11 protein-coding genes are annotated in these 15,016 nt (G+C 74.8%); 5 read left to right on the forward strand and 6 right to left on the reverse strand.

Going from position 1 to position 15,016, the window contains the following annotated elements; translation table 11 throughout:
- Positions 1 to 70: 70 nt before the first annotated feature.
- Positions 71 to 589, reverse strand: a complete 519-nt coding sequence (locus GA0070613_RS04330; RefSeq protein ID WP_089011100.1) for an acyl-CoA thioesterase — start codon at positions 587 to 589, stop codon at positions 71 to 73.
- A gap of 23 nt (positions 590 to 612) precedes the next feature.
- On the opposite strand from GA0070613_RS04330, the gene GA0070613_RS04335 reads away from it, so the two are divergent.
- The gene (locus GA0070613_RS04335; protein ID WP_089011101.1) at positions 613 to 1,266 is read left to right on the forward strand and encodes a hypothetical protein; all 654 of its coding nucleotides are present in this window, start codon (positions 613 to 615) and stop codon (positions 1,264 to 1,266) included.
- A 54-nt stretch (positions 1,267 to 1,320) separates the two neighbouring features.
- Here GA0070613_RS04335 and GA0070613_RS04340 read toward each other — a convergent pair whose 3' ends face one another.
- Positions 1,321 to 2,484: an acyl-CoA dehydrogenase family protein gene (locus GA0070613_RS04340; protein WP_089011102.1), complete on the reverse strand. Its 1,164-nt coding sequence runs from the start codon at positions 2,482 to 2,484 to the stop codon at positions 1,321 to 1,323.
- Between the two features lie 243 nt (positions 2,485 to 2,727).
- On the opposite strand from GA0070613_RS04340, the gene GA0070613_RS04345 reads away from it, so the two are divergent.
- Positions 2,728 to 4,155 (forward strand): UDP-glucose dehydrogenase family protein, encoded by a 1,428-nt coding sequence (locus GA0070613_RS04345; RefSeq protein WP_089011103.1) that lies wholly within the window; start codon positions 2,728 to 2,730, stop codon positions 4,153 to 4,155.
- Positions 4,156 to 4,315: 160 nt separating this feature from the next.
- On the forward strand, positions 4,316 to 9,214 hold the full coding sequence (locus GA0070613_RS04350; protein ID WP_089011104.1) for an SCO7613 C-terminal domain-containing membrane protein: 4,899 nt from the start codon (positions 4,316 to 4,318) through the stop codon (positions 9,212 to 9,214).
- 158 nt (positions 9,215 to 9,372) lie between these two features.
- On the opposite strand, the gene purE is transcribed toward GA0070613_RS04350, so the two are convergent.
- Genes purE through GA0070613_RS04365 form a run of 3 tightly spaced genes read right to left on the reverse strand, consistent with a single transcriptional unit; the run spans position 9,373 to position 11,549 of the window.
- Positions 9,373 to 9,864 (reverse strand): 5-(carboxyamino)imidazole ribonucleotide mutase, encoded by a 492-nt coding sequence (gene purE / locus GA0070613_RS04355; protein WP_089011105.1) that lies wholly within the window; start codon positions 9,862 to 9,864, stop codon positions 9,373 to 9,375.
- Positions 9,861 to 11,021, reverse strand: coding sequence for a 5-(carboxyamino)imidazole ribonucleotide synthase (locus tag GA0070613_RS04360; protein WP_089011106.1), 1,161 nt, complete (start codon positions 11,019 to 11,021; stop codon positions 9,861 to 9,863). The genes purE and GA0070613_RS04360 overlap by 4 nt, the downstream gene beginning before the upstream one ends.
- 51 nt (positions 11,022 to 11,072) lie before the next feature.
- On the reverse strand, positions 11,073 to 11,549 hold the full coding sequence (locus GA0070613_RS04365; RefSeq protein WP_089011107.1) for a hypothetical protein: 477 nt from the start codon (positions 11,547 to 11,549) through the stop codon (positions 11,073 to 11,075).
- Between the two features lie 100 nt (positions 11,550 to 11,649).
- Between GA0070613_RS04365 and GA0070613_RS04370 the strand changes: the two genes are divergently transcribed.
- Together GA0070613_RS04370 and GA0070613_RS04375 are read left to right on the forward strand one after the other, a co-directional pair.
- A complete protein-coding gene (locus GA0070613_RS04370) occupies positions 11,650 to 12,246 on the forward strand; it encodes a PadR family transcriptional regulator (protein ID WP_089011108.1) in 597 nt (198 codons plus the stop codon).
- A 29-nt stretch (positions 12,247 to 12,275) separates the two neighbouring features.
- Entirely contained in the window at positions 12,276 to 12,926 is a 651-nt protein-coding gene (locus GA0070613_RS04375; protein WP_089011109.1) for a pyridoxine/pyridoxamine 5'-phosphate oxidase, read from the forward strand.
- Positions 12,927 to 12,938: 12 nt separating this feature from the next.
- Here GA0070613_RS04375 and GA0070613_RS04380 read toward each other — a convergent pair whose 3' ends face one another.
- Positions 12,939 to 14,975: a thioredoxin domain-containing protein gene (locus GA0070613_RS04380; protein WP_089011110.1), complete on the reverse strand. Its 2,037-nt coding sequence runs from the start codon at positions 14,973 to 14,975 to the stop codon at positions 12,939 to 12,941.
- Between the last annotated feature and the right edge of the window lie 41 nt (positions 14,976 to 15,016).

The raw sequence follows: 15,016 nt of genomic DNA on the forward strand, positions 1-15,016 counted from the left end.
TCCGCACCGGGTGCCGCCCAGGGGGCGTGGCCGGCCCACACGCCCGGCCCGGCGGGTATGTGGACCGGCGTCAGCCGGCGCGGTGGGCCTGGATCGCCCGGCGCTTGGCCAGCCGGTGCGCCCGGCGGATCTCCGCCTCCCGGAACCGCCGCTCGTCCTCCGGGGTCTCCGGCAGCACCGGCCGGACCGCCCGCGGCGCGCCGCCCACGTCCACCCCCACGAAGACCAGGTACGCGGTGGCCACCCGGACCGGCTCGTCCTCGGCCGAGTCCCAGCGCTCGGCGACCACCCGCACGCCCACCTCCATCGAGGTGTTGCCGGTCCAGTTCACCTGGGCGTGGGCGTGCACCAGGTCGCCCACCCGGACCGGCTCGGAGAAGACGATCTCGTCGATCGAGGCGGTGACCGCGGTGCCGCCGCTGTGCCGCGCCGCGGCCGCCCCGGCCACGTCGTCGACGAACTTCATCAGTACCCCACCGTGCACGGTCCCGTACAGATTGACATCGACCGCGGTCATGATACGGCTGAGCGTGACCCGGGAGTACGACGTCGGCTTGCCCATCGGCACGGTGGAGGGATGATCTGTCATGCCGAAAACGGTACGGTGCGCGGATGCGACATCTCTGGAGCTTCCTCGCCGGGTTGGTGGTGGCGCCCGTCACCTGGGTGCTCGTCACGCTCGGTCAGGACGGGTCTGGACGTACCGTGCACCGCTGGGTGGAGATCGGTACGTACAGCACGCCCAACCTGATCGAGCCGGCCGTCTACCTCGGCGTCGCCGGCATCCTGCTCGGCCTGCTCGGCACGCTGCGCTTCTCGCCGCTCGGCGCGCTCGTCGCCGGGCTGCTGCTGATCACCCCGTACGTCGGGATGTTCATCGCGCCGTTCACCGTCCGTGGCTGGATCCCCGATGCCTGGAAGGTGCTCGGGGACCCCCTGCCGCTGCAACAGCCGGTGGAGAACGGCACGGTGTTCCTGATCGGCGTGCTGCTGCTGATGGCGGCCTTCAGCGCGCAGCGCTGGCGGCAGTGGCCGGCAACGCCCGCGACCGAGGCGGAGCTGACCTCGGCCGCCAAGCCGGCCGAGAGCACCTTCGCGCTCAGCGACTGGCCGCCGTCCGGCGCCCGGGACACCACCCCGCCCACCCTCGGCTATCCCGACCCGACCCCCACCGAACCGCTGCCCCGCCGGAGCACCGGCGAGTCGCCGTGGTCCGCGCCACCGCGCGCCACCACCCGACCGGAGGGCACGACCGAGATCCGCTGACCGTCGCGGGCGGGCCGGTGTCCCCGGCCCGCCCGCCCTAACGGTTCCGCCCGGTCAGCCCTTGAGCAGCTGGCGGGCCATGACGATGCGCTGCACCTGGTTGGTGCCCTCGTAGATCTGGGTGATCTTGGCGTCCCGCATCATCCGCTCGACCGGGTAGTCGCGGGTGTAGCCGTAGCCGCCGAGCAGCTGCACCGCGTCGGTGGTGATCTCCATCGCGGCGTCCGAGGCGAAGCACTTCGCGGCCGCGCCGAAGTAGGTCAGGTCCGCGTCACCGCGCTCGGACTTGCCGGCCGCCGTGTAGGTGAGCTGCCGGGCCGCCTCCAGCTTCATGCCCATGTCGGCGAGCATGAACTGGATGCCCTGGAACTCGGCGATCGCCTTGCCGAACTGCTTGCGCTCGCTCACGTACCCCTTGGCGTAGTCCAGCGCGCCCTGCGCGATGCCGACCGCCTGGGCGGCGATGGTGACCCGGGTGTGGTCCAGGGTCTTCATCGCGGTCGCGAAGCCGGTGCCCTCGGCGCCGATCATCCGGTCCGCCGGGATCCGGACGTTGTCCAGGTAGACCTCGCGCGTCGGGGAGCCCTTGATGCCCAGCTTCTTCTCCGGCGCGCCGAAGCTGACCCCGGCGTCGGACTTCTCCACCACGAAGGCGGAGATGCCCCGGGAGCGGGCTGTGGGATCGGTCACAGCGAAGACCGTGTAGTACTCGGAGACCCCGGCGTTGGTGATCCATCGCTTCACGCCGTTGAGCACCCAGTGGTCACCGTCACGCACCGCGCGGGTCGTCATCGAGGCGGCGTCGCTGCCCGCCTCCGGCTCGGAGAGGCAGTACGAGAACATCGCGTCCCCGGCCGCGACCGGGGTCAGGTACTTCCGCTTGAGCTCCTCCGAGCCCGCCAGGATCAGCGGCATCGTGCCCAGCTTGTTGACCGCCGGGATCAGCGAGGACGAGGCGCAGGCCCGGGCCACCTCCTCGATCACGATGGCCGTCGCCAGCGCGTCCGCGCCGGCGCCGCCGTACTCGACGGGGATGTGCGGGGCGTGGAAGTCGGCGGCCCGCAGGGCGTCGTACGACGCCTTGGGGAACTCACCGGTCTCATCCGCCTCAGCCGCGTGCGGGGCCACCTTGGCCGCACAGACCTCACGGACCGCCTCCCGGATCGCCTCGTGCTCCTCCGGCAACCGGTAGACGTCGAACGACTGCTCTGCGGCCATGTTGGCCCCTCCCCTTCACCGCTATCATGCCCAGTCTGTAGCGCCACCTGAGAACCGCCGACCGCGCAGAGTGAAGGATAGCGACCGGGGTTCTGGTGCTCCTTACCGCCGCGTAGGCTCGTGCGTGACAGGCGTCGACGCCGACCGGCAGCCGCAGAACGTCCCCCCAACCGGTGCCCGGCCAGGCGCCGCAGCTGAACGCGACGCAAGGAAGCGCCGCCAGTGCGAGCGGAGAAGACAGGCGTGACGATCCCGTACCCGAACACCCAGCCGGTGCCGGCCATCGCCGCGGTGACCCCGCCCTCCGGCGCCGCCCGGCCCCGGGTGACCTTCCTCGGCACCGGCTACCTCGGTGCGACGTACGCCATCTGCTACGCGGAGCTCGGCTACGAGGTGCTCGGTTACGACGTCGACGCCGACAAGATCGCCAAGCTGAACGCCGGCGAGGTGCCGATCCACGAGCCGGGCCTGGACGAGCTGCTCCGGCGCAACCTGGCCGCCGGCCGGCTGCGGTTCAGCACCGACATCGCGGAGACCGCCGAGTTCGGCGACGTGCACTTCATCTGCGTGGGCACCCCCCAGCGCGCCGACGGCATGGGCGCCGACCTGTCGTACGTCGAGGCATCGGTGACCAGCCTGGCCCAGCACCTGACCCGCAAGGCGCTGATCGTCGGCAAGTCCACCGTCCCGGTCGGCACCGCCGAGTGGGTCGAGCAGCTGGTCGGCAAGCACACCCCCGCCGACCTCGGCGTCGAGGTGGCGTGGAGCCCCGAGTTCCTCCAGGAGGGCTTCGCCGTCGACGACGTGCTGCGCCCCAACCGGATCGTGGTCGGCGTCAAGAGCGAGTGGGCCAACGGCATGCTCTACGCCGCCCACAAGGGCGTCTTCGACCTGGCCGCCACCGAGGACCGCGAGGTCCCCCTGGTGGTCACCGACTTCGCCACCGCCGAGCTGGTCAAGGTCGCCGCGAACGCCTTCCTCGCCACCAAGATCTCCTTCATCAACGCGATGGCCGAGGTCTGCGAGGCCGCCGGCGGCGACGTCACCCAGCTGGCCCGCTCGATCGGGTACGACCCCCGGATCGGCAACCGCTTCCTCCAGGCCGGTCTGGGCTTCGGCGGCGCCTGCCTGCCCAAGGACATCCGGGCCTTCCAGGCCCGCGCCCAGGAGCTCGGCGCCGGCGAGGCGCTGCGCTTCCTGCACGAGGTCGACCTGATCAACCTGCGCCGCCGGACCCGCGTCGTCCAGCTCGCCGCCGAGCTGCTCGGCCGCCGCTCCGGCCCGGCCGGGCCGGACCTCTCCGGCACCCGGATCGCCGTGCTCGGCGCCACCTTCAAGCCGAACACCGACGACGTCCGGGACGCCCCGGCCCTCGCGGTCGCCTCGCTGCTCGGCAAGGCCGGGGCCGACGTGCACGTCTTCGACCCGCAGGGCACCGAGAACGCCCGCCGGGCGGTGCCCGAGCTGACCTACGAGGAGACCGTGACCGACGCCGTCAGCGGCGCCGACCTGGTCTGCGTGCTCACCGAGTGGGCCGAGTTCCGCAACGCGGACCCGGTCGCCCTGGGCGAGCTGGTGCAGGGCCGGCGAGTCGTCGACGGGCGCAACTGCCTCGACTCCACACTCTGGACCCAGGCGGGTTGGGAGTACCGCGGCATGGGCCGCCCCTGACCCCGGCCCGACGCGTACGGCCGGCCGTGGAGCTGCTCCACGGCCGGCCGCTTCTTTTTGTTGCCCCGAACCGGCCGGCAACTGTCGAAATCCGCGCCCGGTCAGGGCATGCTGCGACAGTGGAGGTCCACAGTGCGGGCCGGCCGGACGGAGGGGTGTCGTGCAGACCTTCAGGTGCGCCTCGTGCGGTCGGGAGATCAAGCCGGCCGTCATCTGCCCGCACTGCGGGGCCGACCAGCCACAGTGGGCCGAGCACCTGGCGGAGATCGAGCGTTCGATCGCGGAGATGAAGGCGCGGGACGCCGAGATCGCCCGCGAACAGCGGCAGATCGCCGCCAAGATGCAGGCCGCCCTCTTCCAGCGGGACATCCTCGCGCACGCCGGCGAGGAACGGATCAAGCAGGCCACCCGGCCCCGCCGGGTGCTGCGCCGCCGGCCGGGCCGCCGCCCGCCGACGGCCACCACCGGCGCGCCGCCCCGGGTGCCCCGGCAGGGCACGCCGCCACCCGGCCCGGACGACCTCCCGCCGCCGCCCCGGTCCACGCCGCAGTGGCTCGACGTGGACGACCCGGAGCACCCGCCGGAGGCCTCCTCCCGCGAGGTGCAGAACATCCCCCTCGGCCTCGGCGCGCTGCTGCTCGGCGTTGCGGCGGTGGTCTTCGCCGCGGTCGCCACCAGCTCGATGGACGCGCTGGCCCGGCTGGGCGTGCTGCTCGTCGCGACGGTGCTGATGCTGCTCGCCCCGCCGGTGCTGGCCCGCCGCGGGCTCATCACGACCGCCGAGACGATCGCCGCGGTCGGCCTGCTGCTGGTGCCGCTGGCCGGGTACGCGCTCTGGGCGGTCGACCGGATCGGCGGCGCCTCGGGCGCGGTCTTCGCCGGGTCGATCTTCCTGGTGACCACCCTGGTCGCCTTCGGGTACGCCCAGTGGACCGGGCTGCGTGCGCCGCGCTTCGCCACCGTGCTCGCCGCCCAGCCGGTGCTGCCGCTGCTGGCGTACGACCGGATCATCGGGCCGGCCGGCTGGGCGCTGGTGCTGACCGTGGTCGCCGTCGTCGACCTCGCGCTGGCCCGCTCGGCGGTGGTGGTCGAGCGACCGGTCCGGCGCGACCTGCCCACCCCACCCGCCACGGCACCCGCCCGGGAGCGGGCCGCCGCGGGTCGCCCGGAGACGGACCCCGAGGAGTCCGCTGAGGTGCTCGGCGCGGAAGAGTCCGCCGCCCCGGCGCCCGGACCGGCCCGGCCGGTGCCCTGGCTGGGCGAGCTGACCTGGGTGCTGCACGGCGCGGCGGTCGCGGTCGCCCTGGCGTACGCGGTCACCGCGCTGCTGCGCGCCGACACGGTGCCGGTCGCCACCGGCGCGGGCGTGGTGCTGCTGCTCGCCGCGCTGGTGGGGCTGGCCGGGACGCTGGTGCTGCGTCGGCCGCCGCTGCCCGACGTCGGCGCCGGCATCGTCACCCTCGCGGTGATCGGCGCGCTGGGCCGGATCGCCTCGGTCGCCTTCCCCGGCCGGTCGTTGCTGCTCATCGCGGCGGTGATCACGATCACCGGGCTGGCCGTACGGGCCGTACCGGAGGCGGCCCGACGTGGACCGCAGCTCGCCTCGGCCGTGGCCCTGACGGTCAGCGGCCTGGTGGTGGCCGGTGGCGCGCTGCGGGCCGGGCTGGCGCCGGTCCGGGCGGCGATGCCCGCCTGGGCGGCAGACCTGGACCGGTGGCGGGCCACGCTGGCGGCGGCGGTCGGCCCGACCGGCTGGCAGCTCGCCGCGAGCGCCTTCCTGCTGACCGTCGCCGCGGTGGTCGCCCTGCCACCGGAGATCCGGCGCGAGTTCGCGGTGCTCGGGGCGGCGCTGACCGCGCTCGCCGTACCGGCTTCCCTCGGACTGGGCTGGACGACCGCCCCCTGGCCGATGCTGCTCGCCGCGGTGGGCATCGGCGTGCTGGGGCTCGCCGCGGAGAGCGCCCGGTCCGCCGTGGTGCACGCGGTCACCGCGACCGGGTTGGGCCTGTTCGGTGCCGGGGCGGCGCTCTCCCGCCCGGCGCTGACCGCCGCCGCGCTGACCACCCTCTTCCTGGCCGGCGCGCTGGTCTCGCTCGCCCCCCGGATCCGGATCGCCCCGGCCGCGGCGGACACGGTCTCCGGCTGGGCCGCCGGCGGGGCGGCGTTCGCGCTGCCGGGAGCGGTGGCCGCGTTCGTCACCGCCACGGTGCCCACCGACCCGACCCCCACCCCGGCGAGTCTGCGCGAGGTCACCGTCCCGGTGCTCGCGGCGAGCTTCCTCGGCGTCTGCGTCACCCTCGGCTACGCCGCCATCCGCCAGGTGGCGCAGCGGCACCTCAGCCTGCCGCACGCCGTGGGCACCGGGCTCGGCGCGCTGGCGGTCGCCGCGGCCGCGTTCGGCGCTCCCGGCACGACCAGCGCCGACGCCTGGGTGGGCTCGTTGCTGCTCGTCGCCGCGGTGCTGCTCTTCCTCGCCCCGTCCATCGACCGGGGTCGCCGCCCCGACCTCTCGCTGGACGGGTCCGACCTGGCCGCCGCCGCGACCACTGTGGCGCTGATCGCCACCCTGGCCCGGATCGCCGCCGTGCTCGCGCCCGGTGGGCAGCTCGTGGTGGCGGCCGCGCTGGTGCTGATGGTCGCCGTCGCGGCGCGGGCGATGCCCGAGGAGTGGCGGCGGGGACCGGTCCTCGGCATCACGGTCGGTGGCACGCTCATCGGCCTGATCGCCGGCTGGACGGCGTTGCGCGGCGGGGTGGGCGTGCTGGCCACCCCGGGTCCGATCTGGGCCGGCGACCTGACCGGCTGGCCGGCCGCGCCGACGGGCGGGACGACCTGGCAGGCGCCGGTCGCGCTGGCGCTGCTGGCCGTCGCCGCCGGCATCCTGCTACCGCCGCCGTGGAGATACGACGTGGCGGGGGTGGCCGTCGTGCTGGCCACCATCGGCACCCCGGCCGCCTTCGACCTGCCCTGGTGGTCGCCGGTGCTGGTGGGCGCCGCGGTCGCCACGGTCTTCGGCATGGCGGCGGTCGCGGCGATCGACCCGCGGGCAGCGCTGTCCCGGGCCACCGTGGCCGGGGTGGTCGCCCTGCACGCGGCCGGCGCCGGGCTGGTCCGGCCGTGGACCACCGCGCTGGCGCTCGGCAGCATCGCGCTGATCGGCGTGGTGGTGGCCGCCCTGGCGCGGAGCCTCGCGCCGCCGCTGGTGGAGGACATCGAGACCGACGGGATGCCGCCGCACCTGGTGCAGGTGGGCGGCGCGGCGGCGGGCGCCGCCCTGCTCGCGCTTCCCGGCGCGGTGGCGGCCCTGGCCGCCGAGTTCGGGCGCTCCCCGCAGGTGGTGGTCACCGGGGCGCTGGCCGCGTCCAGCCTCGGCCTGGCCGTGGTGGCGGTGGTCCGCCGGCACGTCCCGCAGTACCTGCCGTACGCGAGCGTGGCGGTGGTCGGCGGCGCGACCGTCAGCGCGCTGGCCGCGATCCTCACCGGCCTCCCCTCCGGGGTGTACGCGGCCGCGGCGGCGCTGCTCGGCGTGCTCGCCGAACTGGTCCGGGCGGCCACCACCCCGCCGGCCGGCTCGGCCCGGCCGGTACGCCGCTGGTCGGTGCTGCTGGGCGGGGCGCTGCGCCGGTTGCCGGACGACGGCGGTGAGCTGCGCTGGCGGGTCAGTCCGGCGGCCGGGGCGCTCGCGGCGGCGGCGCTGCCCACCGCCTTGGCGCTGGTGACGCTGGCCCCGCCGTTGGTGTTCGCGCTGGGGGAGCCGATGCGCGCGCTCTCCCAGGTCTGGCAGGGTCCACCGCCGGAGCTGCGCACTCCGCCGCCCGGCGCGGTCGACCCGACGCACGTGCTGACCGCGCTGCTGCTCACCGTGACCGCCGCGCTCGCCGCCACCGGGTTCACCGGCGGCCGGCGTTCCCGGGCCGTGCCGGTGGTGCTGCCCGGTGCCGCGGTGACCCTGCTGATCACCCCGGTGGCGCTCGGCCACGGCTGGCCCGAAAGCGCGCTGGCCGGGTTGGCGGTCTTCACCATCTCGATGCTGGGGCTGGCCCTGACCCCGCCACCGCCGCTGGCCGAGCCGGCCCGGTCGCTGCGGGTGACCCGGGTGCTGGTCTTCGCGATCGGGCTGGCCGCCGGCGGTGCCGGGCTGGCGGGCAGTCTCGCCACCCGGGAGTTGACCCTCTTCACCCTGGGCGGGGCGGTCGGCGTCGGTGCGGTCGCCGCGCTCTTCGGCACCACGCAGCGGGCCCGCATCCTCGGCTGGCTCTTCGCCTCGCTGATGGCGCAGCTTTTCGTGCTCACCCTCGGCCTGGTGGCGGGGCTGGCCGCCGTCTGGTCCGCGTTCGGGGTGCTGGCGGTGGGAGCGGTCCTGCAGGTCTTCGCCGCCACCCTGCCCCGGCTGCGCCGCCCGGAGGCGTTCCGGGAGGCGGCCACCGTGGAATGGAGCGGGTACGCCGCCGCCCTCATCGCGCTGGCCCTGGCCTTCGACTCCCCCCGGCACATCGCCGCGCTGCTGGCCGCCTGGGGTGCCGTCCTCGGGGTGGCCGCGAGCCGGCAGGGCCGCCGGCCGGTGGAGCGACTGATCCTGTTCTGGGCGGTGGTGGGCTGCGAGATCACCGCCTGGTGGATCCTAATGTGGGTGGCCGACGTGGCGCTGCCGGAGGCGTACACGCTGCCGTTCGCGGCGCTCGCCCTGCTGGTGGGGGTGCTGGAGCTGCGCCACCGGCCGGACCTGTCGAGTTGGATCGCGTACGGTCCGGCGCTGGTGGCCGCGTTCGTGCCGACCCTGGCCATCGTGCTGGCCACCGATTCCAGCATGCTGCGGCAGGTGCTGCTGCTGCTCGGCGCGGTGGCGGTGCTGATCTTCGGCTCGACCAGCCGGCAGCAGGCACCGGTTATCGTGGGCGCCACGGTCACCGCGATCGCGGCGGTGCACGCGTTGTTCAACCTCGGGCCGTGGCTGGTGCTGATCCCGGTCGGCTTCGTGCTGCTGGTGCTCGGGGCGAGCAACGAACGCCGCCGCCGCGCGCAGGAGCGCCTGCAGACGGCGTTGCGCGGCATGCGATGAAGCGGAGGGTCGTGGGGCCTGCGTCCGGGGCGGGCAGTGTGGGCGCGGGTTCGACCGGGCGGGCCGGCCGAGGTTGACCGGGGAGTAGCGCTCTGAGCCCGGCCACGAGCGCGTGCGGCCGGACCGAGAAGCGCGGCGAGGCGGACAGGCGGGCTGGATCAGCCGAGCGAGGCGCGGAGCGCGGCGTCCTTCTCGGCCACCAGCTCCTCCAGGCCCGCCTGGTACACGGCCATCCGCTGCAGCAGCGCCGGATCCGAGGCGGCAAGGATGCGCACGGCGAGCAGCCCGGCGTTACGGGCGTTGCCGATCGACACGGTGGCCACGGGCACGCCGGCCGGCATCTGCACGATGGACAGGAGCGAGTCCATCCCGTCGAGGTGCTTCAGCGGCACCGGCACGCCGATCACCGGTAGGGGCGTGACCGAGGCGACCATGCCGGGCAGGGCGGCCGCGCCGCCGGCACCGGCGATGATCACCTTGACGCCGCGGTCGGCGGCGTTTCGGCCGTACTCGATCATCTTGACCGGGGTGCGGTGCGCCGAGATCACCGCGACCTCGTACGGCACCTCGAACTCGTCCAGCGCCTCGGCGGCGGCCTTCATGGTCGGCCAGTCGGAGTCGCTGCCCATGATCAGCCCGACGGTGCTCACTCGTGCCCCTCGCGCAGCCAGCGGGCGGCCCGCGCGGCCCGCGCCCGTACGTCGTCCAGGTCGTCGCCGAGCACCGTGACGTGCCCGATCTTGCGGCCGGGGCGCACCTGCTTGCCGTACAGATGCACCTTGGCGCCCGGCTCGGCGGCGAACAGGTGGTGCAGCCGCTCGTCGATGGAGATCCCGCCCGGCTCGCCGCCGAGCACGTTCGCCATCACCACCACCGGCGCGGTCAGCGAGGTGTCCCCCATCGGGTAGTCGAGCACCGCCCGCAGGTGCTGTTCGAACTGCGAGGTCCGGGCGCCCTCGATGGTCCAGTGCCCCGAGTTGTGCGGACGCATCGCCAGCTCGTTGACCACCAGTCCGGTGGGGGTCTCGAAGAGCTCCACCGCGAGCAGGCCGACCACGCCGAGCGCGGTGGCCAGGTCGATGGCGAGCTGCTGGGCGGCGACGGCCAGCTCCTCCGGCAGGTCCGGCGCGGGGGCCAGCACCTCCACGCAGATCCCGTCCCGCTGCACGGTCTCCACCACCGGGTACGCGGCCACCTGGCCGAACGGTGAACGCGCGACCTGGACCGCCAGCTCCCGGCGCAGCGCCACCCGCTCCTCGACGATCAGCGAGGTGCCCCCGGCCAGCAGGGTCGCGCCCAGCTCGGCGGCCTGCGCCGCGTCGTCCACCAGCCAGACGCCGCGCCCGTCGTATCCGCCCCGGGCCGCCTTCAACACCACCGGCCAGCCGACCTCGTCGCCGAAGGCGATCAGGTCGGCCGGCTCGAGGACCGGTCGCCAGGCCGGGTTCGGCGCGCCCAGCTCACCGAGGCGCTCGCGCATCACCCGCTTGTCCTGCGCGTGCAGCAGTGCGTCGGCCGGCGGGAAGAGCTTCACCCCCTCGTCGGCGAGAGCGCGGATGTGCTCGGTCGGCACGTGTTCGTGGTCGAAGGTGACCACGTCGCAGCCCTTGGCGAAGGTGCGCAACGCGGTCAGGTCGGTGTGGTCGCCGTAGTTGACGTCGGCCGCGACCAGCGCGGCGCCGTCGTCGGGGGCGAGCGCCAGCACGCGCAGCGACTGGCCGAGGGCGATCGCGGCCTGGTGGGTCATCCGGGCCAGCTGGCCGCCGCCCACCATGCCGACAACAGGCAGTCCGGTACGGGAATCCATAGCGGCGCCAGCCTATCCGGGCGGGCACCGGTCCCGGCCCGGAGGGCGGGATCAGCCCGCCGCGCCCACCACGATGCGGCGCGGGGCGCGGGCCAGCTCCCGGGCGGTGCGCCGGGCGATCAGCACCGAACCGATCGCCGTGGGCGCGAGCCAGGCGACCAGGTTGCCGTCGGTCAGCTGTACGGCGAAGCCGGTCACGAAGGCGATCACGGTGCTGCCCATCAGGTTCAGGTGCCACACCCGCCAGCCCCGACCGCCGAGGCCCCGGGGCCGGCGGCGGGCGAACCAGAGCCCGCCGAGCAGCCAGCCCAGGGTCAGCACGCCGAGGATCGCCAGCCCCCAGAGTCGGGCGGGGTCGAGGGCGAAGAGCCCCAGCGCGCTCAGGCTGAGCCCGGCGGCGGCCACCGCGTACACCCGGCCGAGCAGGGTGTGCCGGCCGCGGCGCTTGGGGGCGAGGAGGATCGGCAGCGCGAGCAGCAGCCCGGTGGTGCCGCTGGCCGCGTGGATGAGGACGAGAACGGTGTGCATGACGCCTCCCCCGTAACCTCCCACAGTGGGAGGTCGGTGGCTTCATCCTGGAACCTGACACAATGGGATGTCAAGCGAAAACGCGAAGGAGCACGCCCCGATGCCAGCTCGGCCGTTGAACGCCACCGCCGCCTCCCTGCTGGGCTTCCTGCACGACGGCCCGATGACCGGTTGGGACCTGGTGACGGTCGCCGAACAGCGGATCGGGGCGTTCTGGTCGCTCACCCAGAGCCAGGTCTACCGGGAGCTGAGCGCGATGGCCGCCGCCGGACTGGTCCGGGCCGGCGAGCGCGGCCGCCGCGACCGGCAGCCGTACGAGATCACCGAGGCCGGCCGGGCCGCCTTCGCCGAGTGGGCCGCCCGGCCGCCGGCCGCGGAGACCATCCGGTTCCCCCTGCTGCTCACCGTGCTCTTCGGCCGGCACCTGCCGGCGGATCGGATGGCGGCGTTCCTGGCGCAGCACCGGGCCGCGCACGCCGAACGGCTGGCCGGGTATGAGCAGGTCGCCGCCGCGCTCCCCGAGGACGCGGACGCCATGGACCCGTACTCGGTGGCCACCCTGCGCTTCGGCCTGGCGTACGAGCGGGCGGTGCTCGACTGGTTCGACGGGCTGCCGCCCGCGCTGGGCGCCCCCGCCGCCGAGCCGGGGAACACGCCCGGCACGGAGGGCCGCCCGACCGGCGACGCGGAGGATTGACGGCTACGCCGGGCTGGGATGATCAGCTCATGACGACCCGCGAGACGTTGCGCGCGCTGCCGGTGCTGGCCCACCAGATGCCGTCCTTCGACCCGGCCGGCGTGCCGGCGGAGCCGATGACGCTCTTCGCCGACTGGCTCACCGAGGCCGTCGCCGCCGGCGTGGACGAGCCGCACGCGATGACCCTGTCGACCGTCGACGCCGACGGCGCTCCGGACGCCCGGGTGCTGATCCTCAAGGACCTCGACGCGACCGGCTGGCACTTCGCCACCACCGCGATCAGCGCCAAGGGTCGCCAGCTCGCCGCCGACCCCCGGGCCGCGCTCACCTTCCACTGGCGGGAGCAGGGCCGCCAGGTCCGGGTCCGCGGCACCGCCCGGGCCGCCGACCCGGCCGTCTCTCGGCGGGACTTCCTGGCCCGGCCGGAGGGCTCCCGGATCGCCACCCTGGCCGGCCGGCAGAGCGCCGTCCTCGCCGACCGGGCCGAGCTGGACCGGGAGCTGGCCGACGTCCGCGCCCGGCTGGACGCCGACCCCGACCTGGTCGCCGAGTCGCACACCGTCTACGCCGTCGCGCCGGCGACGGTGGAGTTCTGGCAGGCCGACCGGGAACGCCGGCACGTCCGGCTGCGCTACCGCCGCGCCGAGGGCGGGTGGGAGCGCGAGCTGCTCTGGCCGTGACCGGCCGCGGGGTCAGCCCAGCTGGGCGACCAGGTCGTCGACGGAGGTGACCGGGCGGTCGCAGACGAAACCCCGGCAGACGTACGCGGTGGACCTGCCGTTCAGCGCCGGCCGGTCGGCGAGCAGCGGCACGCCCGGCTGGTCGGTGCGGCCGGCCACCGTCACCGCGCCGGGCGGGGCGTACCGGTGCGCCGCGCGGACCAGCGGGTCATCGGCCGGATCGTCGGTGACCACCGCGATCTCGTACGGGCCCGAGAGCAGCGCCTCGCCGACGGTGGCGGCGTACCCGGTGAACCGCGCGTGCCGGCCGACGATCGGCGCGACGGTCGACAGGGCGGCCTCGGCGGCCTCCCGGTACCGCACCTCCCCGCTCAACGCCGCGTACGCCACCAGCGCAGCGACGATCGCCGAGCGGCCCGACGGGGTGGCGTTGTCGGTCGGGTCGGCCGGCCGAGTGACCAGCCGTTCGGCGTCGTCGGCGGTGTCGAAGAACCCGCCGTCGGGCGCGGCGAAATGGGCCAGCGCGACGTCGAGGAGCTGACCGGCCAGCTCCAGCCAGCGCCCCTCGCCAGCGAGCTGGTGCATGGCGCAGAACGCCTCGGCCACACAGCCGTAGTCCTCCAGCACGCCGGCCGGCTCGCCGACCACCCCGTCGCGGGAGACCCGGCGCAGCCGGCCGTCCACGAGGTGCACCTTCGCCAGGTGCTCGACGGCGTCCCGCAGCGCACCGTCGGCGACGATGGCGACCCCGTCCATCAGGTTCGCATCCTCGTCGTCGGGGGCCGCGTAGACGGCGGCGACCTGGAGGAACTCGGCGATCGCGGTGATCGCCAGGCCGTTCCAGGCGGCCACCACCTTGTCGTCGCGGGCGGGCTGCGGCCGGGTGTCCCGGGCGGCCAGCAGCCGCCCCACCACGTTCTGCCAGCGCGCGCGCACCGCCGGGTCGGCGTCGTCGACGTCCCGGGCCAGCCGCAGCACGCTCATCCCGTGCTCGAACGACCCCTCGTCGGTCACCGCGAACAGGTCGGCGGCCCAGCGGCCGTCCTCCTCGCCCAGCGCCTCGACGAGCTGGGCCGGCGTCCAGGCGTAGGTGAGCCCCTCGACGCCCTCGGTGTCCGCGTCGAGGGCGGAGGCGAAGCCCTCCCCCGGCTTGTGCAGCTCATCGGCGAGGAACCGGGCGGTGTCCCGGGCCACCCGCCGGGCCAGCCGGTCGCCGGTGAGCCGCCAGAGCTGGGTGTAGACCCGCAGCAGCAGCGCGTTGTCGTAGAGCATCTTCTCGAAGTGCGGCACGGTCCAGTGCGCGTCGACCGAGTAGCGGGCGAAGCCGCCGGCGAGCTGATCGTGGATGCCGCCGCGGGCCATCGCCTCGCAGGTGTGCCGGACGATCTCCAGGCTCTGCGCGGAGCCGCTGCGCTGGTGGTGGCGGAGCATGAAGAGCAGGTTCATGTGCGGCGGGAACTTCGGCGCGCCGCCGAAGCCGCCGTTGGTCCGGTCGTACTCCGCGGCGAGCTGCGCGGCGGCGGCGTCGAGCAGGTCGGCGGTGAGCGGCGCGGTGGGCCCGCCGACGGCCTGGGCCCCGCCGATCGCCTCGACCACGGCGGCGCCCTGCCGGAGCACGGCCTCCCGCTGGTCCCGCCACGCGGTGCCGACGGAGTCCAGCAGCCGGATGAAGTTCGCGCGCGGGAAGTAGGTGCCGCAGAAGAACGGGGTGCCGTCGGGGGTGGCGAAGACCGTCATCGGCCAGCCGCCCTGGCCGGTCATCGCCTGGGTGGCGGTCATGTAGACGGCGTCGACGTCGGGCCGCTCCTCGCGGTCCACCTTGATGGGGACGAAGCCGTCGTTGATCAGCCGGCCGACGGCCTCGTTCTCGAACGACTCGTGCGCCATCACATGGCACCAGTGGCAGGCGGCGTAGCCCACCGAGATGAGCACCGGAACGTCGCGCCGCTTCGCCTCCGCGAACGCCTCGTCGCACCAGGGCCACCAGTCGACCGGGTTGTCGGCATGCTGGAGCAGGTAGGGCGACGTGGCGTTGGCGAGTCGGTTCACCCGACGACCATATCCAGCGCCGACCCCACCCGCCGGAGGTC

Source organism: Micromonospora inositola (assembly GCF_900090285.1).
In the GTDB taxonomy this organism is placed as follows: Bacteria; Actinomycetota; Actinomycetes; order Mycobacteriales; family Micromonosporaceae; genus Micromonospora; species Micromonospora inositola.

Excerpts from the sequence above, each read along its gene's own strand:
- GA0070613_RS04330 (WP_089011100.1), bottom strand. The coding sequence starts at position 589 with ATGACAGATCATCCCTCCACCGTGCCGATGGGCAAGCCGACGTCGTAC.
- GA0070613_RS04335 (WP_089011101.1), top strand. The coding sequence starts at position 613 with ATGCGACATCTCTGGAGCTTCCTCGCCGGGTTGGTGGTGGCGCCCGTC.
- GA0070613_RS04340 (WP_089011102.1), bottom strand. The coding sequence starts at position 2,484 with ATGGCCGCAGAGCAGTCGTTCGACGTCTACCGGTTGCCGGAGGAGCAC.
- GA0070613_RS04360 (WP_089011106.1), bottom strand. The coding sequence starts at position 11,021 with ATGGATTCCCGTACCGGACTGCCTGTTGTCGGCATGGTGGGCGGCGGC.
- GA0070613_RS04365 (WP_089011107.1), bottom strand. The coding sequence starts at position 11,549 with ATGCACACCGTTCTCGTCCTCATCCACGCGGCCAGCGGCACCACCGGG.
- GA0070613_RS04370 (WP_089011108.1), top strand. The coding sequence starts at position 11,650 with ATGCCAGCTCGGCCGTTGAACGCCACCGCCGCCTCCCTGCTGGGCTTC.
- GA0070613_RS04375 (WP_089011109.1), top strand. The coding sequence starts at position 12,276 with ATGACGACCCGCGAGACGTTGCGCGCGCTGCCGGTGCTGGCCCACCAG.